The organism is Hymenobacter cellulosivorans (assembly GCF_022919135.1).
Lineage (GTDB): Bacteria > Bacteroidota > Bacteroidia > Cytophagales > Hymenobacteraceae > Hymenobacter > Hymenobacter cellulosivorans.
On sequence record NZ_CP095049.1, the window covers coordinates 123,740 to 148,546 of the forward strand.

Genomic DNA, 24,807 nt, shown 5'->3' on the forward strand with positions numbered 1-24,807 from the left:
GCAATGCGTAGGAGTATCGTCCGTTTTTGAGCTGGTGCGGTTGTTGCCTCCTGGCTCCACCGTCCCGCTAACCTTGTCTTCTATGCGCTCCACTGTTCGCCGCTTTGCGCTGCTGTTTGCCCTGAGCACGGCCGCCCTCACCTCCGCTCACGCCCAGCAAAAGTTGAAGTATCCCAAAACCAAGGCCGACGAAATTTATGACGCCGTGGCCAAGCCCGCCGTGCCTACCACCGGCCTGCAGGGCTATGCCGACTACCTGGAGCAAAACCAGCAGTACCCCACGGCGGCCCTGCAAAATGGCAAGGAAGGCACCGTTGAAGTGACGTTCGTGGTGGAAAAGTCGGGCGGCATCTCCAGTATTGCCGTCAAAAACGCTCTGGACCCGGCCCTGGATGCCGAAGCCATGCGCCTGATTAAAGGTGGCCCCAAGTGGGTGCCGGCCGAAAACAAGGGCCAGAAAGTGCGGCAGCGCGTTACGGTCCCGGTCAGCTTCCGCATGCCTCTGGGGGCCGGCGGCCCCGCGCCTCAGATGGATGCCAACGACTCACCGGCGGAAAACAAGCCCGCCGACGGCCCGAAAGTGGTGAAGCCCGAGCAGCCTGCCCGCCCCGTGGGCGGCACCGACGCTTTCTTCGAGTGGATTCAGAAAAACCAGAAGTACCCGGCCCTGGCCCGCAAAAAGAACATTCAGGGCAAGGTGTTGGTTGAATTCATGGTGCAGCCCGATGGCTCGCTCACCGATGTCAAACTCGTTAAGCGCCTCGGCGCCGGTCTCGATGAGGAAGCCCTGCGCCTGATTAAGGCGGCGCCCAAGTGGGAGCCCGCCACCTACCAAGGCAAGCCGGTGCGGCAGAAAATGGTGCTGCCGGTGCTCTTCACGCTTCTGTAAAATATTCCGACGCCCGGCTCGTCTGCCTCCGTGCGGCCGGCCCAGTCAGCACCGCTCCTTTTCGGCTTTCCGCTCCTGCTCCCCTGCCCTTTCCTTTCACCTGGTTTCTATTCCTATGCTGGCCCCGTTACCCCTCTTATCTGCTCCGCCGGTAGCTCCTATTCCCGCGCCGCCGGTTTCCGGTCCGCTCACTATCTGGCCCTACCAAGCGCGGTTTCAGCAGGCGGCTCAGGCCATGGCCGAAGGTATTTTCAACGTCCTCGACGACGATCTGGCCCCGACAGTGACCCTCATTGGCATTCCCGCCGAGCAGGGCCACTCCACCGAGGTAGTGTGCCTGGAGCCGGCCGACTGTGGCCTCGATTTCCAGCATTTCAGCAACATCCTGGCCCGGGGTCAGGAAATGCAGCACTCGTATTCCTGGAGCCTGGCCGACCGGGAGCACCTCACCGAGGAAACTATTCGTAAGCGCTATCAGGGTGTGGGCCTGAAAATGGCCATGCAGGAGGCTTTGAATGCTTTGGGCAGCAAAAACCAGTTCTTCGCTGGCTTCCCCGTTCTGGTCGGTAAGTTCTTCGTCGTGACGGTGCTGCAGCTCAACCAGAAGGTGCTCAAGAGCCACCAGTCGCTGCGGCCCGACCGCTACTACACCGATGGAAAGCCTGTGGCGCCCTCCCTGGTGCTGGCGGCCGTGCAGCGCTTCCAGGAAGAGTGCCTAAAGGCTTTGAATGAGCCCGAGCCCGGTGCTGGTATGCTGGTCCGCCCCCGTGAAACCGACGAGTTGGTACGGGCCGCCGGCAAGCTGCTGATGGACACGCCGGCCCAGGCTCTGGGCATCAACCCCTCGACGGCCAAGCTGTTTGCCACCTGCAACACGATTTCGTCGCTGCGCTACGAAGGGGCCGAGGGCATCGGCAAGCTGCTGCTGGCCCGCCGCCGTCACCCTAATCTGGAAGAAGTATTTGCCCTGACCTGTCCCACGCCCCTGACCGACTACCGGGCCGTGCGCAAGCTGCTGGAAATGACCACGCCCGACGTGAGTTTGCTGGCCGACGGTGAAAACGTGTATGCCTTGGGCCGCCTGGTAGGCACTTACGACGCCAGCCGGGAGGATCTGTTCATGATTAACTTCGTGACCCACTACGCCTGGGAGTTTCAGCACGATGGCAAGGTGCTCATGCGCAGCCACTACGGCCAGCCCAGCCTGCCCCGACCCCGCCTCAACCGCGCCCAGTTCCGCAAAGACCTGCGCCGCATCTTCGATTTGACCGCGCCCGACAAAGTAGAGCGCCTCTGGGACGTGGTAGTTGAAGCCAGCCGCCAAAAGCACGGCACGCTGGTCGTCGTCACCACCGAGGCCTTGGCCGAAGCCGACCGCCTTAAGCTCCAGTGCACCCTTATCGAGCCTGTGCCACTCACGCCCCTCATCACCCGCCTGGTCACCGCCATCGACGGGGCCGTGCTCGTCGACCCCGACGCGTACTGCTACTCTATCGGCGTCATCCTGGACGGTAAGGCCTCGGGCCACGGCACCAGCACCCGCGGTGCCCGCTACAATTCGGCCATCCGCTACGTGGAAAGCAGCCCGTATCCGTGCATGGCCATCGTTGTGAGTGAAGATGGTCTCGTGGACGTCATCACCAAAGACAACCTGCTGGAGCGGGAGTAGCAGTTATATCGAGGCGCTAGTCTCTTGTCCTTGCGAACGAAGCGCGGCAATCCGTCCTCTACAAAGTACGGCCTGTTATTTTACCAGAAAGCCCTTTATTCCACGTGGAGTAAAGGGCTTTTCAATTTAGAAGGCTCGGCACATTTCAGAGGATGGGTTGCTTCGCTTTGCTCGCAAGGACACATTACCACCTCCGCACATCCCTATTAATTATTAAGTACCTTACCTTTTCTTCGCCCGAAACGACCAGGTAATGCGAAACACCGCTACTGTGTCGCCGGCTTGGTCGGTGCCGGTGCTGGTGCAGACCACGGTGCGGCCCTCGCCGGTGGCGCGGCTTTCGGCTATGGCCTGGGCAATGCGCAGGCCGTCTTCGCTGGTGAAGGCAATCAAACCCACGGCTTTCTTAGTGAATTCGGCTTCCATACCCACCACCAGCATTGAGACCGGGGAGCCGCTGGTGGTGTTCATCATCGAGAGCACGCCGCTGGCCATTTCGGCCGCCATGCTCAGGCAGGCGAAGTAGATGCTGCGAAACGGATTTTTGGTCAGGTACTTAAACGGCACCGTCACGGTGGCCCGGGCAGGCGTGATTTCGCGCACCCGCAGGCCGGCCAGGTAGGCCATGGGCAGGCTGCGCAGCATAAACAGGCGCAGCTTGAGCGGATTGGAAATGGTGCGGCGAAACGCGGCGGCCTGGGGTGTATCGACCGGGGCGGGCACGGCGGCAGACTGGGACATGGCAAACGGGCTGAGTGAGAGCTGCAAAGAACAAAAAACATTCGGCATGCCGAACACTTCCGGCAGTTTTCTGCTGATGCTGTCCAAACAAAACGCCTCACCTTCCGAAGAAAGTGAGGCGCGTTGCGGCTGTCAGTGGTGCGCTTAGCCTTTCTTTTCCAGCACCAGGACCACTTTGTTGAAGTTGGCAGCGGCGTTTACCACTTCCCGGAAGGCTTCGAAGTCCTTCTTGGGCCAGCGGATCTGTTGGTAGTGCTCCTTGATGGTCACCGTGACTTTCTGCCCTTCTACGGCGTAGCTCGACTGGAACAGGTAAAGCGGGGCGGCGGCATCGGGGCCGGCCTTCACGTTGTAGTTCAGGTCCTTCAGGTTGCGAACATTGTAGCCGGCCGGTAATTCAAAGGTGATGACGCGGTTGTAGCGACGGTTAAACTCGTTTTCCACGTCGAACTGCCGGGCATCGGCCTGGTAGAGCTCCGACTGCGGCCCGAGCAGTTCCCCGACTTTGAACAGATACTTGGGACCCGCCCGGTTCAGCAGCGCCGCCGACTCTACGCCGGCCTCCACGATGAAGGGCTTGGCCAAAGGACTCAATCCCCGCTCCCCGTTGATAACGTTCAGGCTCTTGAACGTGGCGTCGGGCACACAGCTTTTGATGAATCCCTGGGCTATTTCGGTACGCTTTTCCTCCGGAATCAGGGAATAGAAGGGCTGAATCACCTGGGCGTTGTAGCCTCCCAGGATGTAGCGGATGTTGACTGTCGACTTATCCAGGGCCGGGGCAAACTGCACTTTGATATCCAGGTCGCTCGGGTTTTGGTCGGCCGTGAGGGTCGGGATGTCCTTCACCTTACCCACCGCCGATTCGGTAGCGCCTAGCTTTACGGTCCGGATAAACAGGCCGGGATTGGCAGTCCACTCCGAAGGCACCATGCCGTAGCGGTAGTCGGACCGGGCCGGGGCCAGCATCTGCTTGGTGGCCGGGAAGTAGAAAATGTAGTTATCCAGGTAGTTCCAGGTGTCGAACGACTCATCGAAGGGCGACACGCTACGGTCGGAGGTTACTACCACTTCGTGCTCGATGCCCAGCTTGCGAAACACGCCGCCAAACAGACGGGCAAAGCCCAAATCGGTAGCGTTGCGGGTGTTAATGATGCTCGACAGCTCCGGTTCGACGTAGCCTTCGGCGGGATTGAAGTTGGTCTTGAGGTAGTTTTCCACGAACTGAACCTGCTCGGCTACGTCACCAGCGGGCACTTTCATCTGCTTCAGAAGCTTATCCAGGGCCTTTTGCTCGTCCTTGGAGTAGCCATAGAGGGTGCCGTGAATGTACTGGCTGGCTTTGGCCCAGGTAAAGAGCCGCTCCCGGCCCCGGCTGGCGTTGTAGGCCAGCTTATACTCGATGCGCATCCGCTCGGCCTGGGGGTTGGCAAACGCCTCTTCCCGGGTCTGGGCCACGTCTTTGAGGACCATACGCACGATGTGTTTACCGCCAATAACGGTGTCGCGGCTGGCCTGGGGGCCGTGGTAAACGCGGGTATCGAAGGTGAGCTGCTCGGGCGAAATCAGCTCGAACGTGACGGAGCGGGCCGGCAAATCGGACTGCAGGTACTCGCGGCCGAAGTAGTTGGGGCTACGCTGGCGCATGTACACGTACTCAATTTCGCTGCCTTTCTCCACGCCTTCCACCGCGAAAATCTTGAAGCCCCGGCCGCCGTCCTGGTCCTTCAGCTCCTTGATGTTGCTCTGATTCAGCTCTACCACTTCGCCGCGCGGACTAATGGTGCGGGCCTTGAGCCAGAGCAGGGCGCCGTCCTGCACGGGCACATAAATCTTGTTGAAACGCTCAATGGCGTCGGTGCTGTTGACGCGCACAATGCTGTGGCTGGTCGAGTACAAGCCCAGCTTCTTGGTTTTCTCGTCGTAGAAGTATTCCTGGGCCGTGAAGTCGAGCAGCAATAGAGCGGGCAGCTGGGTTTCGGCCTCAGTAAGCGGCAGGCGTTTTCGTTTGGCGTCCCAGCTGTATCCGGCGTGGGTAAGGCCGGCCGGAACAGCCTGGGCGCAGATATCAAGCACGGTCAGCCACCCCAGGGCCAGGGTCAGCCAGAAAAGGCGGGAAGAGGATTTCAGCATAGCAGAAAATTGACTTAGCCGCAGGGCAAAGCCAGCATAAAATGCGTGAGGCACTAGGATAAGAGCGGGAGCAAGTCAGGCTTAGACCTTCTTCTTTTTCAGGATGATAACGTCGCGGTAGGCCGCGCCCAGCTTGTCGACTACGGTGTTCCACTTGGCAAACTCGGTGGGCTGGAGCAGCAGGTAGTTCACGTACAGGTCTTTTTCCTGCACGATTTTGTTGCCTTTGCGCTCGTAGCGGATGCTGAAGCCCAGCACGTCTTCCTTGGTGGAAGCATTGGCTGGCAGGTACTCCACGTCGTAGCCGGCCGGAATCTCAAACTCGGTGCGGGTCCGGTCGGAGTGGGTATACTCGTTGTACAGGGGCAGGCGGCGCTTGTCGGCATCAATCCGGTCGTTGGCGTAGGGCTGCTCCAGGTTCAGGTTCAGGTAAATCTCGTCGTCGACCTGCTGCACATAGTCTTGCAGGCGATACTCGTAGTCGATGGTCAGGGGCTGCTCACGGGCGGCCACGTTGCGCACGGCGTAGCTGTCGACGAAGAACTTATTATTGCCGCGCTCCAGCACCCGCTTCACGTACTTCGTCTCCTCGGTTTTGTCCATGCCATCCAGGGCGTAGGCCTGGGTGATTTTGGGGTAGCCCGACAAGGCCAGTTGGCCTTTACCCTTGAGCGTGGTGCCGCTCAGGGCCAGGGTGGAAACATCCACGGCGTGGCTTTTCTCCTTGTCCATCACCGGTACGCTTACCACTTTGCAGTTCTTGCCGTCGAGGGCCAGCAGCGCTTCTTTGCCCTGAATCATGGACGTGGGCATGTTGAAGGGGTTGTGCTTGCTGGTGGCGTCGAGAAACACGTACTGTCCGGGTTTGGGCTCCCAGGTGGCAATCATGTGGTTGTCGACGCCGGGCGTGGCCAGCTCCGAGTAGCGGTACGGCAGGGCGCGGGTGCCAATCCAGGTTAGGTAGGACTTGACGCCGGCCATGCGCAGCATTTCGTGGGTCAGGTTAGCCATGTCCTTGCAGTCGCCGTAGCGGCGGGCGTATACCTGGCCGGCATCGGCGGGCACGAAGCCGCGCAGACCGTTTTCGAAGGCCACGTAGCGCACGTGGTCCTGCACCCAATAATACACGCGCCGCACCCGCTCCTCTTCCGAGGCGGCGCCCACGGCCAACGAATCGACCACGCGGCGCAGGGCCGGGCTTTCCTTTTTGTCGAGGCCAGCCACGAAGCCGGAGTAGAGCGAATACAGCTCGGGCACACCCGAAAGCATCTTGCGCGGCTGCCCAGCGGCGGGCACTTCCTCGACGTAATACACCAGATGGGGCGCGTAGTAAGCTATTTCCGGCCCGTCGTCGTCGCGCGAGGGGCTGGGCATGTTGTCTACGGTCCAGCGGTACACCACCGACGAGCCTTTCTCCTGCTTGGTGAAGGTAACGGGCGTGTTTTCGACGTGAAACAACTTATAGTTAATCTTGACCGACTTGGGCGCCGTCAGCGTGACTTCCGCGTGACGGGTGGGTACGTGGTTGGCGAAGTAAAACGGCGACAGAAACCGGGCATCGGGGTGACGCACAGTATAGTCGACGACGGTACGCACGCCGGGGGCCACGGCCGGAAAGGTCCAGGTGGTGTAGCGGGTGTCGTCGAAGAAAATGCCTTCCTGCACTTCGAATTTCTCCTTGAAATCGGAGATACGCAGGGCCTTATAGTCGTTGCCGGCTGGTACCAGGGTGCGGGCTTCGAGCTTCTGCAGGCGGTTGAAGTGGGAGCTGTACACTTTGTCGCGGGCGTACAAGGCCGACTGCGGAGCCAGGTGAAGCATGTCGTAGTGGTGGCGGGCCAGCACCTGCACCGAGTCGCCCTTGAGCTCCACGGTCACGTCCTGCCGGTAATCGAGATAGACGGCCTTCTCGTCGGGATACTGCTTCTGAGCGGCCAGCAGGGCCTGCAGCGGCTGCTGAGCCAGCGCCCGGCCGGGCAGCGTCAGCAGCAGGCCACCGACTAGCAGCCCGAGCCAGGTTCGTTTATTTGCTGTCATACACGAAATTATTCCAGTAGAACTCTGTTTTGACCGGCTTGCCCAGGGCGTCGTAGTACACCGTGGGACCCGCTTTTTCGCCGCTGCGGTAGGTTACTTCCCGCTCCAGCGTACCGTTGGGCCGGTAGTAACGGGCCCGGCCGTGCAGCTCATCGTGGGCGTAATATTCTTCCTCCATGGGCTTGCCGTCGGGGTAGAAAGTTTCCAGCTTGCCCGTCAGCACGCCATTAAGCACCTGAGAGCGGCGGTATACTTGCCCGGTGCTGTAGTAGAGTGTGCGCGGGCCATCCACGTAGGCACCCTTGTAGCTTTCTTCCACGGCGGGCTTGCCGTTGGCAAACTGGGTTTTCAGCGGACCGTTGCCGGTTTCGAAAGCCGTGACTTCACCGCGGGGCTGCCCATCAGCGCCACCGGCCCGGTAGCCGACCAGGTTGCCGGCCTCGTAGTGCTTTTCCACCAGCAACTCGCCCAGCATGTTGTAGCTGCGGAACGTGCCATGCAGCTCCCCGTCAAGGTACTGCCCCACCGACTCGGTTTTGCCGTTTTCGAAGTAGGTCGTCCACTCGCCGTCCTGCTCGCCGTGGTAGTAAACGCCGCGGCTCGACAGGGCCCCGGAGGGATAATAGGTTTTCCACTCGCCTTCGCGGCGGCCCTGCCGCAGCTGTCCTTCCACCGAGGTTTTACCGGTGTGCCACACTGCTTTGTAGGCTCCTTCGCGCTGCCCTTGTACCATACTGACGGTAGCTTCGGGGGTACCGCTCGGGGTAAGCCAGCCGCCGGTGCCCTGCTCATCCAGGCAGAGCATAGGCATGCGGTACCGAACTTTGCCGTTGGGGTAGCGCAGAATGTACTCCTTGGTGTCGGGCGTTATCAGCTGCCGGCTGATTTCCTTGCCGGTCGAGTCGCGGCTGGTGACCAGCACCAGCCGGCCGTCGAGGTACTGCCGCTCTCCGGTAGGCTTGCCACCGGGCGAAAAGCTGAGCGAAGGGCCCTCGGGCTCGTCGTTGCGGTAGTAATACTCCTCGCTCAGGCGGCCATCTACGTAATAGTCGCGCCAGAGGCCCTGGCGCTGGTCGTGCTGCCAGAAGCCGGTTTGATTCAGCTGCCCGTCCTCATTGAACCGCTCGAAGTAACCGTCGGCCTCGTCGTTGAGGTAGCTCTGGCGGGTATGTACCTGGCCGTTGGTGTAATACTGTTCTACTAGGCCGTTGAGCTTGCCACCGTTGCTGTAGTGCCGCACCGTTTCGAGGGCTCCGGTGCCGTAATACCAGCGCCACTCACCGTCGGGCTGCCCGTTCAGGTAGGTTCCCGTAGAGCGGGGCTGGCCGTTGGCCCGCAGAATCTGCACCGGCGTCTTACCCTTCTTTACTTCAACTTTGGCCAGCGTCTTGCCGGTCTTGTCCAGGGCCGTTACCCGCGTTACGCGGCCTTGCTCATACTCCAGCTCGGCCGTAACCACCCCGTTGGCGTCGTAGTCGCGCAGGGTACCGTGCAGCTCACCGGCGGCGTTGTAGTTCTGTTCCAGACTGAGCTTGCCCGAGCGGTAATAGGTGCGCCACAGCCCCACATTTTTACCATGGTCGTAAGTGCCGGTCTGGTAGGGCTTGCCGTTGGCGAAATGTGCGGTATACGGTCCATGCAGCTCGCCTTTGTCGTAGGCACCCTTCCGCTCCGGGGCTTTGTCGGCGTAATACACGGTGAAAGGTCCCTGGCGCTGGTCGGCCACGTAAGTGTACTCGGCTTCGAGCACGCCGTTGGGGTAGTAAGTTTGGGCCAGACCGTCCTTTTTACCGGCCCGGTACAGGGTGCGGCCCTCAGTTTTGCCGTCGGGCGTCAGATACGTGGTTTCTCCGTCAATTTCGCCGTTTTTGTAGGTTCGCACCTCGTTCACCGACCCACAATAGCGGTGCAGCTTCACCACGCCGGTAGGGTCGCCGTGTACGTAGCTGCCTTCCACCGATACGGTGCCGTTGTCATGGTATTCGAGGTAGGCGCCGTGCAGCTTACCAGCCTCGTCGTAGTTTTTCACGAGCCGTACTTTGCCATCGGGGAAGTACGACTTCCAGGTGCCCTGGCGCAGCCCGGTCGCCGAGAAAACGCCTTCTTCCTCGGGCGCGCCGGCTTCGTCCACAAACAGCCAGGGCCCGCGGAACGTCGTTTTCTTCGCGTCGCCTTCCCCGGCACCCAGTCCGACCAAGTGACCGTCACTGTTGTACCAGCCTTTTACCGGCGTCAGCTTTCCGTCGCGCTGCATGAGCTGGGTGGCGCGCAGCTCGTTGAGGGCCACCCCCACGACTTCCGCCATTTTGGTGACCCGGCCCTTGTTGCTTTTCAACCACTGGGCGGCCTGTTTGTCGCCGGCCGAGAGCAGGGTCAGGTAGGTAAAGGCGGTCAGGTTGTCCTCCTGCCGCAGCACTTGTATCAGCGGGCTGTAGAGGCGCAGCCAGAAGTCGTTGGGGTCGGCATCGGCGGCCGGAAATTTCTCTACCAGCAGTTGTAGCTGCTTCACTACGTTGGCGTTGAACTTGACTTTGCTGGCGTAGTCCTTACGCAGGGCCACCTTGGAGTTGAGCAGCTCATCGAGCTCCTGAAACGCGCTGTTGGGCAGCGTGGCCGGTAGCTTTTCCTTGGCCTCAATTTCCACGGCGTTGGAAGCCAGCTGCTCGGCCATCACCAGCACCGAGTTGCTTTTTTCCCCCTCGGGCTGAATGGCCAGGTAGGTCAGCAGGCCAAGCAGGGCGTGGGAAGTCTGACCCTGGCGCAAGGCCAAATGTCCCATAGTATAATGGGTATTGGCGTGCAGCGGTGCCAGTTCGGCACTACGCTGTAAGCTGGCCACCGCCCCCTTTATGTCGCCGGCCTTCACCTGGCTCACGGCCTGGTTGTACCACAGCGCCTGGTTATAGGGGTACAGGCGCAGCCCTTCGGTATAGAGCTTGAGGGCAGCGGGCACATTCTCCTGTTTTTCCTGGGCCGTAGCCACGATATTGTAGATCTGTGGGTCGCGCAGGTGCAAATCGAGGGCGCGCTGCCCGGCTGCCACGGCTTCTTTGTACTGCTTGTTGTAGAGGTAAGACAACGCCAGTTCGTGCTGAATACGCACGTAGGCCGTGTCGCTGGCCGGCACAGTCAGGTATTGGGCAATAGCCCCGGCGTAGTTACCCTTATCGTGGAGCTCAACGGCGTCTTTCAGGATTTGGGTGGAGTTGGCCAACGTGGGGCGCTGCTGGGCGCTTACCGTTACGCTCGTCATCGAGCAAAGCGCCAGAAGCGCGCCGCAGGTAGAAATTCGCATTAAGCTAAGGACAATAGAAAAGGCAATTCGAGCAAAAAGCTCGGCTTCACAAGCAGGGTAATCTTACAATAATACTCATTCGGCGGCGCTCTGAAAAGCCCCGCTCCACCCCTAAGGAAAATAATGTTTTTAGCTGCTAATTATTGCTTGCCGCCCTTCTTTTCCGGGCTCTTACCGACCGGTTTCTTTTTGCCAGCCGCCCGTGGGTACACCGCCAGTTCCTGGTAAGTTGATACCGGGTCGGTTTCGCGCCGGAAGTCCAGCTCCTCCAGCACGCCAATCACCAGCTCGGCCGTGGTGTACACGATGTTGCCGTCGAGCAAGTGGCCGCCGATGGTGCGCCCGGTGGAGTCGGACACGGCTAGGTGCAGGTGGCTGCCATTGACGGAGAGCGTGCCCACCAACGACACGATTTCGAAGTGGCCATGGTACACTGAAGGCCCACTCTGGTTGGCCAGCCGCAGCGTGGTGGTGGTCAGGCTGCCCACGCAGGTCACCATGGCCGCAGCCTGCAGGTGGTGCTCCTGCACGAAGGCCGTGAGCTGCTGGCGCAGGTCCTGGCCGGGGCGCAGGCGCAGCGCGTAGGTGCGCATGGGAGAAGAAAAAGCCGGAACGGGGGCAGCAGGCATGGATTGTTGGGCAAAGCCGGCCGTGGCACTCAGCCACAGCAGCCCCAAAGAAAGAAGGATTCGTGTCATAACCGGCAACAGCTAGCCCGGCCCACCTCCTCAAAAAGCGGAGCTAGTGGGCCAAGTCCGCCCCAAGATTACGCAATAAAAAAGAGCCGACGTTGGTCGGCTCTTTTCGATAGTGTCAGGCCAAAACGGCTTAGCGGTTGAAGCGCACGTCGCTGTAGCGGACTTTGATGTTGACGTTGGCCGGGTTGCGGACCGAAATAGCTCCGAACTGCCCCTGCATGTCGCTCGACGAGGGGCTGTTCTCTTCCGATTCTACTTTCACCAGGCGCTTATCGAGCAGGAGCTTGCCGTGCTGGGTGTTTACGTCGAAGTTGAAGCCGGCCCCATCGGGGAAGTTGAGCAGAATTGTGCTGTAGCCCCCATCCACGTTGATCTGGCGGAAATTACGGCCCGTGTTGCGCACCTCAAACGAGGGGCAGAACTGCACAGTCATATCCAGCCGCTCACTGATTTTGTCGATGCTGAACTTGGAGTAGCCCGAGGTACCCCGCAGGTTGCGCACCGTGCCCAGGGCCACGTCGCCGTACTTGCTGTGCACCGTCAGGTCCTGCACGGTGCCCACGTCGATGTCGGAGTAGTTGTTGCGCAAATCCACCGTCTGACCCGCGTCTAGGCGCAGTTTGGAGTAGGAAGCATCAATGCTGGCCGTGCGGGCGTAGCTGATAGCGCCCTGGCCGTTGCCCACGCGTAGCAGGTTCTGCGGGCCCTCGAGGCGAGCCACCCGTAGCGTGCCGTACTCTACGGCCAGCTCCGTCGGGCCGCTCAGGTCGTTGGTGATGCTGATGTCGCCGAAGGTATTATACACGCGCAGCGGCGTGTTTTTGGGCAGCCACACTGTGTAGTTTACTTCGTAGAGCTTGGTACGGCTCCAGCACTCCCGGGGCATGGTCCCGAACCGGGAACGAACGGCAATACCACCGGTAGCCGCATCGGCCTCGGTCATCTGCACCTGAATCATGTCCAGCAGCTGCTGGGCTTTCTCGTCGGTGTCGGCGCGGGTAATAATCTCCACGTCGGTGCGGACCTCGTTGCGGCTCCAGGTGTTGATTTGCACGCGGCCGTAGCGGGTTTCCAGGTTATAGGGCTTGTTGGCCGCGGCGTAAGTCCGGCTCAGTTTGCGGCTTTTTTCCACGGCGGGCACCGTGCTGCTGGCTTCTTCCTGCGGACCTTGCTGGGGGCCCTGGGTGCCATTCTGCCCCGTTTGCTCCGGCTCGGCGAGGTCGTCGTAGTGGTGCAGGAAGGCTTCCGTTTCGGGGCTAGCCAGGTAGCGGTATTGGGCAGCCGCTTCAGCGTGACTCTGGGCCACACTGCTCAGCGAACCGGCCAGCAGACCCACGCCGGCCAGCAGATACCGCCAGCTCCGCCCGGGGTTTCTCAGGCTAGTCTTCATGGTTTGACCTCACTTTCCGTGGCCGGGGTAGCCGCATTGTATTCCTTCATCCGCTCCTGCAAACGCAGCTGCTGGTTCAGGATGTCGAGCCGGATCTGCATGTTACGGTTCATGGCTTCCAGCACCACGTCGGGCTCGGGGTTGCGGTACAATTCTACTTTCAGTTGATTGTAAGTCGAATCGAGCGTGGTCAGCTCCTTATGCCAGTCGGCCGTAGCTGTGGCCGATGGGCCGCCCAGGACACTGACTTCGGCTTTTTTCTCGCCAATCTGGGTGGCGTAGTACTCTTCCATGCGCTGCACGGCCACGGCCAGGCGCTTTTGTGGGCTAGCGGCTTCGATGCCCACGGGTGAAGCACCAAAGCCGGGTACCGAGCCGGTGGTTTCTTCCGGCTGGCTAAGCACCAGCGGCGCCGAAGCCGCTTTGATCCAGCTTCCCGTCGATGTGGCCGACTTTGACCAGATAGCGCCCAGGCCCGCTAGCAGCAGCAGAGCCAGAGCGGCGGCTACGCCGTAGTTGTAGCGGCGCGGCGCGGTAATCTTCGGGGCCGGCGCGGCCGTTGGGAGCAGAACTTCTTCGTCGGGTTGCAGCTTCACAATGCGCAAAGGGGCTGCTTCGGGCGCAGCTACGGGTGCCGCGCTCAGCTCAGCCTCAATGGCATCCCACAAATCCGGGCGGGGCTCAAACGCGTCGAAGTCACCGCGGTGGCGGTCGACAAAGTCCTCAAGTCCGGTTTTTTTCTCTTTCATACAGGTGGTTATTCGCACGTTTCTCCCCGGGCCGGCCGCGCCCCGATGCGTACTCTGGGGTGGCGGGTTGCGGCGGCTACTGTAGTTGATACGTTATTTCGTTAAAGACCGTGCTGTCGGGCCAGTTCCAGCAGCTTCTTACGCGCCCGGCTGTACTGCGACTTGGAAGTCGATTCGGTGATGTTAAGAATGCCGGCAATTTCGGCGTGGTCGTAGCCTTCCAGCAGGTAGAGCGACAACACCACGCGGTAGCCGTCGGGCAGCTCCTGCACGCAGCGCCGCACCACGTCGGCGCGCCAGCCCAGCTCCTCCGTGTCGTACTCGCCACTCTCGGTTTCGGTGCCCACCGAGTCGTGCTGGTCGGCCAGGGGCACCAGCTGCAGGCGCCGGTTGCGCAGGCAATTGATGCTCTTGTTGATGACGATGCGCTTGAGCCAAGAGCCGAACGAAGAGTCGCCCTTGTAGCTGTGCAGCTCCCGGAAGGCGCTCAGAAACGACTCCTGCAGTACGTCCTCGGCCTCGGCATAGTCGCCGGTGATGCGCAACGAGGCATTGAACATGGCCTTGGCATACCGCTTATAAATTTCGGCCTGGGCCCGCCGGTCGCCCAGGCGGCAGCGCTCCACCAAAGGGGCGTTGATATCGGTGTACGCAAATGCCTCCATATGCTGTTGCTGTTCGGTTGGCGGAAGTTGAGAATCAGGAGAACCGTAAATATCCAACTTTCCGGGCTGTGCTGCTAGTGATGACGGGTAAGCAGATGAAAGACAGTGGGCCGGACTAAAAGTTGCACGCTTCAGCCAACATCCACTTTGCCAACCTCATGGGCTGAGGCAAGAGTTCAATCATGGCCGGGCGCTGCAACATAACCGGTTCTCTCCCGTTGGGAGCGCACCATTTGGAGTTGCGCAGCCTTACCTTAGATGCTTCGTACTAGCTTTTTCGTTACCGTTATATGCGTTTGTTCGTTTTTTTGCTCTTGTTGGCCGCCCTGCCAGGGTGGGCCCAACCTTCCCGCTTACCCAACCTGGACAAGGATTACCACTTAGTATTTGCCGATGATTTCCAGTACTCCTCCCGCGACTCGCTGCTGGGCCGGGGCCTCAACAAATGGTCGCCGGAGCACGGCTGGGGCAACGCCACGTGGAAACCGACAGCTCCCTGCGAGAATATAGGGCCCGACAACTACGCCTATCTGCCCCAGGACATGCATCTGAACCCCGATTCGGCCGAGGCCAACGACCAGGTGCTGGCCCTGGACTACACCTACCACAACCCACCGCTCGATTCGGTTGTCTCCAGCACGGGCTACGTCAATAAGGGCGTTATTTACCGTACCAGCGGCATGGTTCGCGCCCTGTTTCAGGGCGATTCGCTGTGCCCGGATACCGGATTCAAGTATGGCGTATTCGAAATCCGTTGCAAGGTGCCATCTACCGAGGGCCTGCTGGCGGCTTTCTGGCTGTATACCGGGGAAGGGGCCTGCAACGTCCGCACGCCCAACTGGGACTCTGGCCGCGACACCTGGGAGATTGACGGGTTCGAAACCAGTAGGATTGAGGGCCGGCGCGACTTTTTCAGCACCCTCCAACCCAATGCCTATATCGGGCACAAACCTAATTTCACCTACTACTATTTCGACAAAGACTCCCAACCCGACCAGCAATATCATACCTACACCCTGGTTTGGACGGAGAACCTGTTGGCCTGGTACGCCGATGGCAACTTGTACAAAGTGCTGCGCAACTCGCGCTGGGCGCGCAAAGCCAATCGGGCCGGCATTCCCCGCAACGAGCTGCACCTGATTCTTTCTACTCACTTTCTGTGGGACTGCAAAAGCAACAACCACTGCGCCTTTTTACCTGATGGGGTAACTCCCAACGACCAGCACTGCCCCCCACCCAACGACCCTTTCCTGATTGACTACATCCGGGTGTACCGCCCCAACCAGGTTGACCGGAAAGGACAGTGGCCCCTGCTGGAAAAGCGCAACCGCGACTTCCAGGTTGTTGAGGGAAACCTTCCGAAGAAGAGTACGCCGGCTCAACCATAATTTTGCCGGTGGTCCTTATCCTGCTGCTATGCTTTTGCTATTCCGCCTCTGGCTTTTGAGCTTCAGTCTGCTGAGCCTGCCTTGCGCCGCGTTGGCCACCGTGCCGCCTCAGCCCCGGCCCCGCTTCCGGGTTGTTGCTTTCTACACGGCCAAGAACGATTTGGCTCACATCAGCTTTGTGCGGGAAGCTAACCGCTGGTTTCCGCAGGCCGCCGCCCAGCACGGCTTTGCCTACGACACAACCAGCAACTGGGACAACCTGAATGCAGCCTTCCTGGCCCGTTACCAGGTGGTCGTGTTTCTGGACACCCGACCCGACAAGCCGGCCCAGCGGGCCGCTTTTCAACAGTACATGGAAAAGGGCGGGGCTTGGCTGGGCTTTCACTTCGCCGCCTTTGCCCTTACCCCCTCGGCTTATCCCCAAAACTGGGACTGGTACCACCAACAGCTGCTCGGTTCCGACCAGTACGCCAGCAACACCTGGCGGCCCACTGCGGCTACCCTGCGCGTGGAAGCGCCTAAGCATCCTGCAACCAAGGACCTGCCCGCTACCTTCCGCTCGGCCCCGAACGAGTGGTACAAGTGGACCACCGATTTGCGCCGCAACCCCGACATCGAGATTCTGCTGGCCGTCGACTCCACCAGCTTCCCGCTCGGCACCGGCCCCAAGCCCCACGAAATCTGGCGCAGCGGCTACTACCCCGTGGCCTGGACCAACCGCAAGTACCGCATGCTCTACGTGAACATGGGCCACAACGACATGGACTACGAGAGCGGTACCAACCAGACGCTGTCGGCCACCTTCGGCAGCGCGGCCCAAACTCAGTTCATCCTCGACGGGCTGTTGTGGCTGGGTAGCGGTAAAAAGTCCCAGGCACGCTGATCCTCCGTTGCTTAGCGACATACGGCCTCTTCCGTAACGCAAAAGGCCCGCCCGGATCATCCGGACGGGCCTTTTGCGTTACGCAACCTTCTTACTACACGTCGAACTTGATGCCCTGGGCCAGCGGGAGCTGGTCGGAATAGTTGATGGTGTTGGTCTGGCGGCGCATGTAGATCTTCCAAGCGTCGGAGCCGGACTCCCGGCCCCCGCCGGTTTCTTTCTCGCCCCCGAAGGCCCCGCCAATTTCAGCCCCTGAGGTGCCGATGTTCACGTTGGCAATGCCGCAGTCGGAGCCGGTGGCGGCCAGGAAGGCTTCGGCCTCGCGCATGTTCAGGGTGAAGATAGATGAGGACAAGCCCTGCTTCACGCCGTTCTGCAGCTCAATGGCCTCATCTACCCCGCCCGAGTATTTAATCAGGTAGAGGATGGGCGCGAAGGTTTCTTCCTGCACGGTGTGGTACTCGTTCTTGGCTTCCACCAGGGCCGGCTGCACGTAGGTGCCCGTAGCGTACTGCTCGCCTTCCAACACTTTGCCACCGGTCAGCAATGTGCCGCCTTCGGCCTGCACAGCTTCCAGGGCCTTGGTGAATCCTTCCACGGCCTGCTTGTCGATGAGCGGACCTACGAGGTTGCCATCCTGCAGGGGGTTGCCGATGGGCAGCTTGGGGTAAATGCTCAGCAGACGGCTCTTCACGTCCTCGTAAATCGAGTCGTGGATGATGAGGCGGCGCGTGGTGGTGCAGCGCTGCCCGGCCGTGCCCACGGCCCCGAATACCACGGCCCGCATGGCCATGTCGAGGTCGGCGTGCTGGGTCAGGATGATGGCGTTGTTGCCACCCAACTCCAGCAAGGCACGGCCCAGACGGGCGCCTACTACTTCGCCGACCTTCTTGCCCATGCGGGTCGAGCCGGTAGCCGATACCAGCGGTACGCGGGTGTCGGCGGCCATGGCGGCACCTACTTCGGGCCCGCCGATGATGACGTTGAAGATGCCCTCGGGCAGTTCGTTTTCCGTCAGTACGTCCTTGATGATGTGCTGCACAGCCACGGCGACCAGCGGGGTCTTTTCCGAAGGCTTCCAAATGCTCACGTCGCCGCAGACGGCGGCCAGCATGGCGTTCCAGCTCCACACGGCCACCGGGAAGTTGAAGGCCGAGATGATGCCGATGATGCCCAGCGGGTGGTATTGCTCGTACATGCGGTGGGCGGGCCGCTCGGAGTGCATGGTCAGGCCATGGAGCTGGCGCGAGAGGCCCACGGCAAAGTCGCAGATGTCAATCATTTCCTGCACTTCGCCCAGGCCTTCCTGCAGGATCTTGCCCATCTCGTAGCTTACCAGCTTGCCCAGGGGCTCCTTGTATTCGCGCAGCTTGTTGCCAATCTGGCGCACAATCTCGCCCCGCTTCGGGGCCGGCACCAGGCGCCAGGTCTTGAACGCCTCCTGGGCCGTGCGCACCACCGCGTCGTAGTCGGCTTCGGTGGCCATGGCGACGGCGGCAATGCGGCGGCCATCGGTGGGTGAGCTGATGGTTTTGAGGTTCTGGCCGGCCCCGCCCCACTGCAAACCGGTGCTGTAGGCGGCGTTTTCGGCCTCGATGCCCAGCTCGCGCAGTACTTGCTGGATGTTGTGGGGGTCGTGTTCCTGCACGTCGGCGCCGGTGGCGGCGGCTTCTTCGATGGCGAGTTTCATATCTGAGAAAGGTTGGATGGGAGTTCTGCTTCGGGTGGAAGGGTACCGGGTGTAAAGCTAGCAAATCGGCGCGGGCTTGTACCGCTGCGCCAAGCGCGGGGCCGCGAAGCCACGGTGTTTGCTATAGTCTCACTACGGCCCTCTATCTTACCGCTTGGTTCGCTAGTGAGCAGTGACGTTTCTATTTTCTCCTACTTTATTCTCTTTCATGAAGCACTCTTACCTTATAACCGGCGCCCTGGCTGTATGCCTGGCGCTGCAAACCGGGACTAGCCGCGCCCAAACCGCCGCTTCCTCGCCCTACGTTACGGTAGCTGGTACGGTATCGCCTGACCGTTATGCCTGTTCGCTGGGCTTGCGGGCCGACGGAACCCTCTGGTCGTGGGGCGTAAACCAAGCCGGACAGCTGGGCTACAATACATCCGGTGGTTTGGGGGCTTACCCAACACCCCAACAGATTATCACGCCCGCCACTGCCACGCCGGGGACCGTTTGGACGCACTTTACGATAGCCACTAATGCAGTCTTTGCCCTGCGCTCCGATGGCTCACTATGGGCCTGGGGCGACATTTTTGGCCACGGTCCTACCGGGGCCTATGGGTCGCTACCTAGGCTCATATCACCTCCTTCTACGGCCGCACCGGGCACCGTCTGGACTCAGCTTTCTGCGGGCTCCCGCCACATGCTGGCCCTGCGCTCCGACCACTCGCTGTGGACCTGGGGCGGTCCTACCTATACGGCTAATGGTATTAATCAATATAGTAACGTGCCCGTGCCGGTACCAACCCCTGCCAGTGCAGCTCCTGGCACATACTGGACGCATATAAGCGCAGGCGACGAATACAGCATGGCCTTGCGTTCCGACGGAACCCTCTGGGGTTGGGGCAATAATTACTACGGAGTCCTGGGAGTGTATCAGAACCAAGGCGCTTTTAAAGATTTGCCCCCTACACAGGTACCTGACCCGCCCACCGCTGCGGCCGGCACCACCTGGACATACGTTAAGGCGGGCAACTTCCTTACGGCAGCCCTGCGCTCGGATGGCTCGCTCTGGACCTGGGGCGGCACCAACGTTTATGAACCTTTGAAGCAGATACCGATACCCAGTACGGCCCCGGCTTCGGCCCGCTGGATGGCTATTACGGTCGGAGACGACTGCTACGGGGCCTTGCTATCGGATAGCACGCTCTGGACCTGGGGGGGCAATTCGCATGGGCAGCTCGGAATAGGGGTGACTACTTTCCAGACCAACCCGATCCAAGAATACAGACGCAGCCACTGGAGCACAGTGGCTATGGGCAACCAATTCAGCCTGGCCATTGACTCGAAGGGCGACATCTATGGCACGGGCTTCAATGGCCTAGGGGCGCTCGGCGACGGTACTACGCAAACCAACCGCCTGGTCTTTACCCGCTCCTTGAGCCCGCTGCTGGCCGCCGCCCCGCCCCGCACCCTGCCCGCGCCCCAGGCCAGCCCCAACCCCGCCCACGACTACCTGAGCGTGCCCGGCCTGGCCCCCACCGCCACCCTGCGCCTGCACGACGCCCAGGGCCGCCTCGTGCGCGAGGCCCGGCCCGTAGCTGGCCGGCTCGACGTGCGCGGCCTCTCGCCCGGTCTCTACTTGCTCACGGTGCAGGAGCCCGGCCAAGCCTCCCGCGCCGCCCGGGTAGTGCTGGAGTAGATAGTACCGGGCTTGAAGGGTATTCCGCACGCGTGCGGGGTAGCTACCGAGCTCTTGGGAGGCATTCCGCACGCGTGCGGGGTCATTATTAAGGTCCTGGGAATGGTTCCGCACACGTGCGAAGCTATTACCAAGGCCTTGGCAGCCACCCCGCACACGTGCAGAACTATGACAAAGCCGATGGGAGGCATCCTGCACGTGTGCGGAATGCCTCCCATCGGCTTTGTATTGCCTGCCAGCAGGTGCATCTATCAGGGTGCCGGCTTTATGGAGGGCTTCTTTGCTACCCGCCGCGGCGGCAGCTTGTCATAGGCGAAGTAGGCCCGCGCCTGCTGAGGGGCTTTGCGGTGGACAAACAGGGCTGCGCAATGCACCTCCCACAGCGCCTCGGCCAGGGCCTGGTAGCCGGGGCCCAGGTCCACGATGGTGTCCTTGAGAGCTTTGTCGCTCTTGTTGCCGGCCGTGGTAGCAGCCTTGTAGGCATTCAGGAGCTGCCGCGCGGTGGCCCCCGCCGCCCGGATAGCCTCGTCCTCGTGCTCGGTCAGGGCTTCCACATACGCCGCGTAGCGCGTTAGCCGCTTCGACTTCGCGGCTTGGGTCAGGCCACCGAGCTTGTCGGGGTAAAAGGTCGTCTCCTCGCCGGAATGCTCCACCAGGTAGGGCTGAAGTAGCTTCACGTCCGTAATTCTAACGTGCTTGCTGAAGGCCGCGGCCGCGGTTTCCTCGGCTTGGGTGCCCGTTTGGCTCTGGCCGCTGCCGCTAGTGCGCCCGCTCACGCCCTTGCTGTAGGCGGTAAAGGCCGCTTGCAGGGACGGCTGCAAACTGGTCAGCAGTTGGTCGAGGCCAGGTTTCTGGAGGGCCTCCATGGTAAACTTGGCGAAGTCAGTCAGCACCTCGCGGGAGGCCTGGAGCTTGAGAAAATGGTTGTCGTAACGCTCAGCGTACATAGGTAAGAGGATAAAAGATAGAGAAAACGGATGAGCGGCGACCCAGGGTAGCGGTGTAGCGCGGCGGGCGGCCAAGCGGATAAACTCAAGGATAGGAACGCATTGCAATAGCGGCAGTTAAAATGCAGAATTCGTCGCATAAGCGCAACCGTAGCCAGAGCGGGCAGCCTAACGCCGCGGCGGGCCTCCCGTATAGCTGGAGTATGACTCCCGCCCCCCTCCTTTCCTCCTCCGACTTTCTTGACCTTTCCTTCCGCTCCGACCTGGGCATTCTTACCATCCGGTGGCTGCGCACGGTCACGTTTGAGGAGCTACACCACGGCTTCACCCTGGCCCTGAGTATGGCCGAAGAGCAGCAGACCGCCCACTGGCTGGTAGACATTCGCCGCCGCACCGAACTCGATGCCTCATCCTCGGCCTGGGTAGCGCAGCAGTTCCTGCCCGAAGCCGCGGCCAGTCTTGCCCCGGCTAGTTTGCACGTAGCCTACCTGTTGTCGCCGGCCCGGGCCGAGTTGTTGCAGCAAGACACCAGCCTACGTGCCGCCAGCGCTGCCGCCCAGGCTCCTTCCCAGTCTTACCGCCTGCAAACGTTCATCGACGAAGGCCCGGCCACCGACTGGCTGCTGCAGGCCAAGCAGCCGTAAGCCCACAAAAAAGCCCCGTCAGCTAGCTGACGGGGCTTTTTGTTACTTGCTATCCTCTGGGCAGCTTACTCGGCTTGCCCAATGGGGTAGTAGGCCTTGCGGCCATCGGGGTACACGCCTTCTACCAGGGCCCCCTGGTTTTCCTTGGCAGCTTCGAGCAGCTGCTGCACGTCCTGGGGCTTGGTCACCTTGTTCTTGTCGATGCGGGTAATGATGAAGCCTTCGTCGATGCCGGTTTCCTTAAAGTTGGAACCCTTCACGCCGCTGATCTTCGCGCCGCCCTCAATGCCAAGCTTGTTCATTTCCTGCTTGCTCACCGGGGCCAGCGTCGCGCCTTCGTATTTAATCGCCTTGGCTACCTCCTCGCGGATGATGTCGGTGGTGCCAGTCGAGTTGCGCAGCGTGGCCGTTACGGTCTTGCTGTCATTGGCCCGCAGCAGGCTCACCTTGATTTTGTCGCCGGGGCGGAAACGGGCCACCTGCTCCTGCAGTTGCGAAGAGGTATTCACCTTCACCCCGTTGATTTCGGTGATGATGTCGCCTTCCTGAATGCCGGCGGCAGCGGCGGCGCTGTTCTTACCCATGCCCATCACGTACACGCCGTTCAGGGTAGCCAGCTTCTTCTCCGAAGCCAGGGTAGCGTCCACCTCGCGGATATTGACGCCGAGCAGGGCGCGCTGCACCACTTTGTACTTGAGCAGGTCTTCTACCACCTTGCTCACAATAGAGCTGGGCACGGCAAACGAGTAGCCTTCGAAAGCCCCCGAGCGCGAAGCAATGGCCGAGTTGATACCAATCAGGTCCCCGTTCAGGTTGACCAGGGCCCCACCCGAGTTGCCGGGGTTTACCACGGCGTCGGTCTGCAGGAACGATTCAATCCCCATGTTGTCCTCACGGCGCAGGATGTTGATGTTGCGTCCCTTGGCCGAGATGATGCCGGCCGTCACGGTCGAGTTCAGGTTGAAGGGGTTGCCCACGGCCAGTACCCACTCCCCTACTTTCACGTTGTCGGAGTTGCCGTAGCGAATAAAGGGCAGGCTGGCAGCTTCTACTTTGAGCAAGGCCAGGTCGGTCGTGGGGTCAGCGCCCACCAACTCGGCCTTGTACTTGCGCTTGTCGTCGAGCACGACTTCAATCTTGTCGGCCTTATCAATTACGTGGTTATTGGTCACGATATAGCCGTTGGCCGCGATAATAACCCCCGAGCCCGAGCCCACCGAAGGACCGGCCTGCGGCGAACGGTACTGGTCGTAATCATCCCCGAAGAACTGGCGCAGGAAAGGGTCCATGCGCTGGCCCCCGCCGCTGCTGGCCTTCGGGGCATACTCGGTCATGACGTGCACGACGGCCGGCGTCACGCTGGAAGCGGCCGCCACGAAGTTGAGTCCTTCGGGCACGATATAGTCACTTTTGCGCAGCTCACTGGTGTAGCGCACATTGGGGTCGGCCGCCACTACCTGATTGGCATTATCGCGCTCAGGCTCCAGCAGCTTATACCCACCAACGGCCACACCACCACCAAGAATGGCAGAACCGAGCAGGCCGAGCATCATTTGTTTTGCTTGCATGGGTAATAAAAAGATGGGTTTAAAAAAGACGATTGAATCTACGGAAAGAAGATGAGGCCCGAATGAACCACTGGGCTCCCTAACGCAGAAGATGCAAAGGCTAGTATCGGAGTTGCATCAGGCTTCCTTTTATCTACTAACACCAACGCCAACAAAAAAGACACCACGCCGGGTGTCTTTTTTGCAGACGCTACGGGCGTTTACTGAATCTCAATGTGGTGTTTCGTCACCTTCTTGCTGTCAAAGGGCAGCTTCACGCGCAGAACACCATCGGTAAGCTGGGCCTCAATAGCGGTAACCTCAACCGTTTCGGGCAGGCGGAACGACCGGGTGAACTCACCGTAGGCCATTTCCATACGGCGAAACTTGGGACCGTTTTCCTCGGCGACCGGGGCTTTGCGCTCCCCGCTAATTACGAGATTCCCGTCCTGAAAGTCAATCTTCACATCTTCTTTCGCCACACCGGGCAGCGCCAGATGCAGCTCAAAGCCGTATTCCGACTCTAGAATATCGGCCAGGGGTACGAAGCTCTGCGAGGGCTCGGTAGCGGTGGGCAGCGTGTCGCGCAGTAAATCGTTCAGAACTTTATTAAAAGCGCGGGCGGGCCGCAAAGCAGGCTGGTTGTTATACAGGATAGTTGCCATGGTAGTAAGAACGTAGAGTTGTTGTGGTCAGAAGTTGATTGTACCACTTGCGGTACACTCTTACTCTATAAATTCTGTACCAACCGCCAAAAGCAGCCAAATCAATGACAAAAGGTCATATCTAGGTGATATAGGAGCTAACCAATATTGATTCTATAAAGCCATTTATTATGATTAGAGCCTATAGAATGTATAAATTGGCAGAATTAAGCAATGCCATTTTGACACTAGCGAAGTATCAAGCATTCCGGCTGTACTAGTGTTGGGTCGGTAGCTGAAGCGGGGCAGCTGACTCGTTAGGAGAAAGAGTCAGGCGCAAATCGAGGCCCAGCATCGGGGTGCGCAGGTTGGTGCGGCCACCACCCACGGGCCGGCCCATTGGGTCGAACTGACCCAGGCTGTTAATGAACTGCACCTGCGAAGCTACCCAGGGGGTAAGGTCGAACCGAGGTGAAACGCGCACTCCTACCTCGGCCCGCAGGTTGCTAAAGTCCACCACTCGTTCCTTGAAGTCGTTATCGTCGCGCTGCAGGCGTAAGTAGGCTGCCGCCTCGTAAGCCAGCCGGGGGCGCAGACTCAGCTTGTCGCTGAGGGCAAAGGTCCGCTCCACATCCAGCCGCAGCCGGCCTAGGGCCCGGTCCTTGATATTCCCGCCCTCGAATTGCCGGATGGCAATGCCGTATTCGGCCCCAAGCCGCTGCCCGAAGGTAAACTTACCGAAGGTACTGCGGTGCCGCAGCAGCAGCCCGGGCGTCACATTGCCCAGCTGCCCGATGAAGTCGCCCAGGCCCTCGTCGCGGCTCCGTAGTACCCGCAGCGTCGCGCCACCGCTCCACCGCTCGTTCCAGAAATGCTCGTAGTCAGCCCGCACCTGCCCGCCCACGAAGGTGTTGCCATTTCGGTTGTTAGCATTCAGCGCCAGCCGGTTGAAGCCCAGGAACAGGGAGTTGTTGCCCAGCAGTAGCTCGGCCTGCACCTCGGGCACGAAGATCAGGTGGTAGCTCACGCGACGCTGCGCCTGGGTGGCCGTGGCGGTCCCCAGAAAACCGGTGAGCAGCAGAAAGCGGAAAAAGTAGCGCATGAGGCGAGAAAAGCG

At 60.5% G+C, this 24,807-nt stretch carries 19 protein-coding genes; 6 read left to right on the forward strand and 13 right to left on the reverse strand.

All coding sequences use genetic code 11. From position 1 onward, the window contains the following. The first annotated feature begins 82 nt into the window (after positions 1-82). Together MUN80_RS00580 and MUN80_RS00585 are read left to right on the forward strand one after the other, a co-directional pair. Positions 83-889, forward strand: coding sequence for an energy transducer TonB (locus tag MUN80_RS00580; protein WP_244718285.1), 807 nt, complete (start codon positions 83-85; stop codon positions 887-889). A 115-nt stretch (positions 890-1,004) separates the two neighbouring features. Then, entirely contained in the window at positions 1,005-2,558 is a 1,554-nt protein-coding gene (locus MUN80_RS00585; protein ID WP_244718287.1) for a DNA integrity scanning protein DisA nucleotide-binding domain protein, read from the forward strand. A gap of 222 nt (positions 2,559-2,780) precedes the next feature. Here MUN80_RS00585 and MUN80_RS00590 read toward each other — a convergent pair whose 3' ends face one another. The 8 genes from MUN80_RS00590 to MUN80_RS00625 form a co-directional block, all read right to left on the reverse strand. Further along, entirely contained in the window at positions 2,781-3,299 is a 519-nt protein-coding gene (locus MUN80_RS00590) for a DUF4442 domain-containing protein (protein WP_244718290.1), read from the reverse strand. Positions 3,300-3,443: 144 nt separating this feature from the next. Continuing rightward, positions 3,444-5,432: a DUF3857 domain-containing protein gene (locus tag MUN80_RS00595; protein WP_244718292.1), complete on the reverse strand. Its 1,989-nt coding sequence runs from the start codon at positions 5,430-5,432 to the stop codon at positions 3,444-3,446. Between the two features lie 81 nt (positions 5,433-5,513). Then, complete coding sequence (locus tag MUN80_RS00600; RefSeq protein WP_244718295.1) at positions 5,514-7,469, reverse strand: DUF3857 domain-containing protein; 1,956 nt, start codon at positions 7,467-7,469, stop codon at positions 5,514-5,516. Further along, on the reverse strand, positions 7,456-10,764 hold the full coding sequence (locus tag MUN80_RS00605; RefSeq protein WP_244718298.1) for a tetratricopeptide repeat protein: 3,309 nt from the start codon (positions 10,762-10,764) through the stop codon (positions 7,456-7,458). The genes MUN80_RS00600 and MUN80_RS00605 overlap by 14 nt, the downstream gene beginning before the upstream one ends. Before the next feature lie 140 nt (positions 10,765-10,904). Further along, a complete protein-coding gene (locus MUN80_RS00610; protein WP_244718301.1) occupies positions 10,905-11,462 on the reverse strand; it encodes a PPC domain-containing DNA-binding protein in 558 nt (185 codons plus the stop codon). 130 nt (positions 11,463-11,592) lie between these two features. Continuing rightward, the gene (locus MUN80_RS00615) at positions 11,593-12,852 is read right to left on the reverse strand and encodes a hypothetical protein (RefSeq protein ID WP_244718304.1); all 1,260 of its coding nucleotides are present in this window, start codon (positions 12,850-12,852) and stop codon (positions 11,593-11,595) included. Continuing rightward, complete coding sequence (locus MUN80_RS00620) at positions 12,849-13,601, reverse strand: hypothetical protein (protein ID WP_244718306.1); 753 nt, start codon at positions 13,599-13,601, stop codon at positions 12,849-12,851. The genes MUN80_RS00615 and MUN80_RS00620 overlap by 4 nt, the downstream gene beginning before the upstream one ends. Before the next feature lie 101 nt (positions 13,602-13,702). Next, entirely contained in the window at positions 13,703-14,266 is a 564-nt protein-coding gene (locus tag MUN80_RS00625; protein WP_244718309.1) for an RNA polymerase sigma factor, read from the reverse strand. Between the two features lie 290 nt (positions 14,267-14,556). Here MUN80_RS00625 and MUN80_RS00630 point away from each other — a divergent pair, with 290 nt between their 5' ends. Next, on the forward strand, positions 14,557-15,654 hold the full coding sequence (locus MUN80_RS00630; RefSeq protein WP_244718312.1) for a glycoside hydrolase family 16 protein: 1,098 nt from the start codon (positions 14,557-14,559) through the stop codon (positions 15,652-15,654). 28 nt (positions 15,655-15,682) lie between these two features. After that, positions 15,683-16,537, forward strand: a complete 855-nt coding sequence (locus MUN80_RS00635) for a ThuA domain-containing protein (protein WP_244718315.1) — start codon at positions 15,683-15,685, stop codon at positions 16,535-16,537. A gap of 94 nt (positions 16,538-16,631) precedes the next feature. On the opposite strand, the gene amaB is transcribed toward MUN80_RS00635, so the two are convergent. Continuing rightward, positions 16,632-18,227: an L-piperidine-6-carboxylate dehydrogenase gene (amaB, locus tag MUN80_RS00640; RefSeq protein WP_244718318.1), complete on the reverse strand. Its 1,596-nt coding sequence runs from the start codon at positions 18,225-18,227 to the stop codon at positions 16,632-16,634. Between the two features lie 208 nt (positions 18,228-18,435). Between amaB and MUN80_RS00645 the strand changes: the two genes are divergently transcribed. Then, the gene (locus MUN80_RS00645) at positions 18,436-19,908 is read left to right on the forward strand and encodes a T9SS type A sorting domain-containing protein (protein ID WP_244718321.1); all 1,473 of its coding nucleotides are present in this window, start codon (positions 18,436-18,438) and stop codon (positions 19,906-19,908) included. 251 nt (positions 19,909-20,159) lie between these two features. Here MUN80_RS00645 and MUN80_RS00650 read toward each other — a convergent pair whose 3' ends face one another. Beyond that, positions 20,160-20,855, reverse strand: a complete 696-nt coding sequence (locus MUN80_RS00650; RefSeq protein WP_244718324.1) for a hypothetical protein — start codon at positions 20,853-20,855, stop codon at positions 20,160-20,162. Positions 20,856-21,058: 203 nt separating this feature from the next. Here MUN80_RS00650 and MUN80_RS00655 point away from each other — a divergent pair, with 203 nt between their 5' ends. Continuing rightward, positions 21,059-21,499 carry a hypothetical protein gene (locus MUN80_RS00655; protein ID WP_244718326.1) on the forward strand — a complete coding sequence of 147 codons (441 nt, stop codon included), beginning with the start codon at positions 21,059-21,061 and terminating at the stop codon, positions 21,497-21,499. Between the two features lie 65 nt (positions 21,500-21,564). On the opposite strand, the gene MUN80_RS00660 is transcribed toward MUN80_RS00655, so the two are convergent. The 3 genes from MUN80_RS00660 to MUN80_RS00670 form a co-directional block, all read right to left on the reverse strand. Further along, positions 21,565-23,067: a Do family serine endopeptidase gene (locus tag MUN80_RS00660; protein ID WP_244718328.1), complete on the reverse strand. Its 1,503-nt coding sequence runs from the start codon at positions 23,065-23,067 to the stop codon at positions 21,565-21,567. A 200-nt stretch (positions 23,068-23,267) separates the two neighbouring features. Then, the gene (locus MUN80_RS00665) at positions 23,268-23,711 is read right to left on the reverse strand and encodes an Hsp20/alpha crystallin family protein (protein WP_244718331.1); all 444 of its coding nucleotides are present in this window, start codon (positions 23,709-23,711) and stop codon (positions 23,268-23,270) included. A 256-nt stretch (positions 23,712-23,967) separates the two neighbouring features. After that, positions 23,968-24,792 carry a hypothetical protein gene (locus MUN80_RS00670; protein WP_244718333.1) on the reverse strand — a complete coding sequence of 275 codons (825 nt, stop codon included), beginning with the start codon at positions 24,790-24,792 and terminating at the stop codon, positions 23,968-23,970. Between the last annotated feature and the right edge of the window lie 15 nt (positions 24,793-24,807).

Excerpts from the sequence above, each read along its gene's own strand:
- MUN80_RS00580 (WP_244718285.1), top strand. The coding sequence starts at position 83 with ATGCGCTCCACTGTTCGCCGCTTTGCGCTGCTGTTTGCCCTGAGCACG.
- MUN80_RS00585 (WP_244718287.1), top strand. The coding sequence starts at position 1,005 with ATGCTGGCCCCGTTACCCCTCTTATCTGCTCCGCCGGTAGCTCCTATT.
- MUN80_RS00590 (WP_244718290.1), bottom strand. The coding sequence starts at position 3,299 with ATGTCCCAGTCTGCCGCCGTGCCCGCCCCGGTCGATACACCCCAGGCC.
- MUN80_RS00595 (WP_244718292.1), bottom strand. The coding sequence starts at position 5,432 with ATGCTGAAATCCTCTTCCCGCCTTTTCTGGCTGACCCTGGCCCTGGGG.
- MUN80_RS00600 (WP_244718295.1), bottom strand. The coding sequence starts at position 7,469 with ATGACAGCAAATAAACGAACCTGGCTCGGGCTGCTAGTCGGTGGCCTG.
- MUN80_RS00605 (WP_244718298.1), bottom strand. The coding sequence starts at position 10,764 with ATGCGAATTTCTACCTGCGGCGCGCTTCTGGCGCTTTGCTCGATGACG.
- MUN80_RS00610 (WP_244718301.1), bottom strand. The coding sequence starts at position 11,462 with ATGACACGAATCCTTCTTTCTTTGGGGCTGCTGTGGCTGAGTGCCACG.
- MUN80_RS00615 (WP_244718304.1), bottom strand. The coding sequence starts at position 12,852 with ATGAAGACTAGCCTGAGAAACCCCGGGCGGAGCTGGCGGTATCTGCTG.
- MUN80_RS00620 (WP_244718306.1), bottom strand. The coding sequence starts at position 13,601 with ATGAAAGAGAAAAAAACCGGACTTGAGGACTTTGTCGACCGCCACCGC.
- MUN80_RS00625 (WP_244718309.1), bottom strand. The coding sequence starts at position 14,266 with ATGGAGGCATTTGCGTACACCGATATCAACGCCCCTTTGGTGGAGCGC.
- MUN80_RS00630 (WP_244718312.1), top strand. The coding sequence starts at position 14,557 with ATGCGTTTGTTCGTTTTTTTGCTCTTGTTGGCCGCCCTGCCAGGGTGG.
- MUN80_RS00635 (WP_244718315.1), top strand. The coding sequence starts at position 15,683 with ATGCTTTTGCTATTCCGCCTCTGGCTTTTGAGCTTCAGTCTGCTGAGC.
- amaB (WP_244718318.1), bottom strand. The coding sequence starts at position 18,227 with ATGAAACTCGCCATCGAAGAAGCCGCCGCCACCGGCGCCGACGTGCAG.
- MUN80_RS00645 (WP_244718321.1), top strand. The coding sequence starts at position 18,436 with ATGAAGCACTCTTACCTTATAACCGGCGCCCTGGCTGTATGCCTGGCG.
- MUN80_RS00650 (WP_244718324.1), bottom strand. The coding sequence starts at position 20,855 with ATGTACGCTGAGCGTTACGACAACCATTTTCTCAAGCTCCAGGCCTCC.
- MUN80_RS00655 (WP_244718326.1), top strand. The coding sequence starts at position 21,059 with ATGACTCCCGCCCCCCTCCTTTCCTCCTCCGACTTTCTTGACCTTTCC.
- MUN80_RS00660 (WP_244718328.1), bottom strand. The coding sequence starts at position 23,067 with ATGCAAGCAAAACAAATGATGCTCGGCCTGCTCGGTTCTGCCATTCTT.
- MUN80_RS00665 (WP_244718331.1), bottom strand. The coding sequence starts at position 23,711 with ATGGCAACTATCCTGTATAACAACCAGCCTGCTTTGCGGCCCGCCCGC.
- MUN80_RS00670 (WP_244718333.1), bottom strand. The coding sequence starts at position 24,792 with ATGCGCTACTTTTTCCGCTTTCTGCTGCTCACCGGTTTTCTGGGGACC.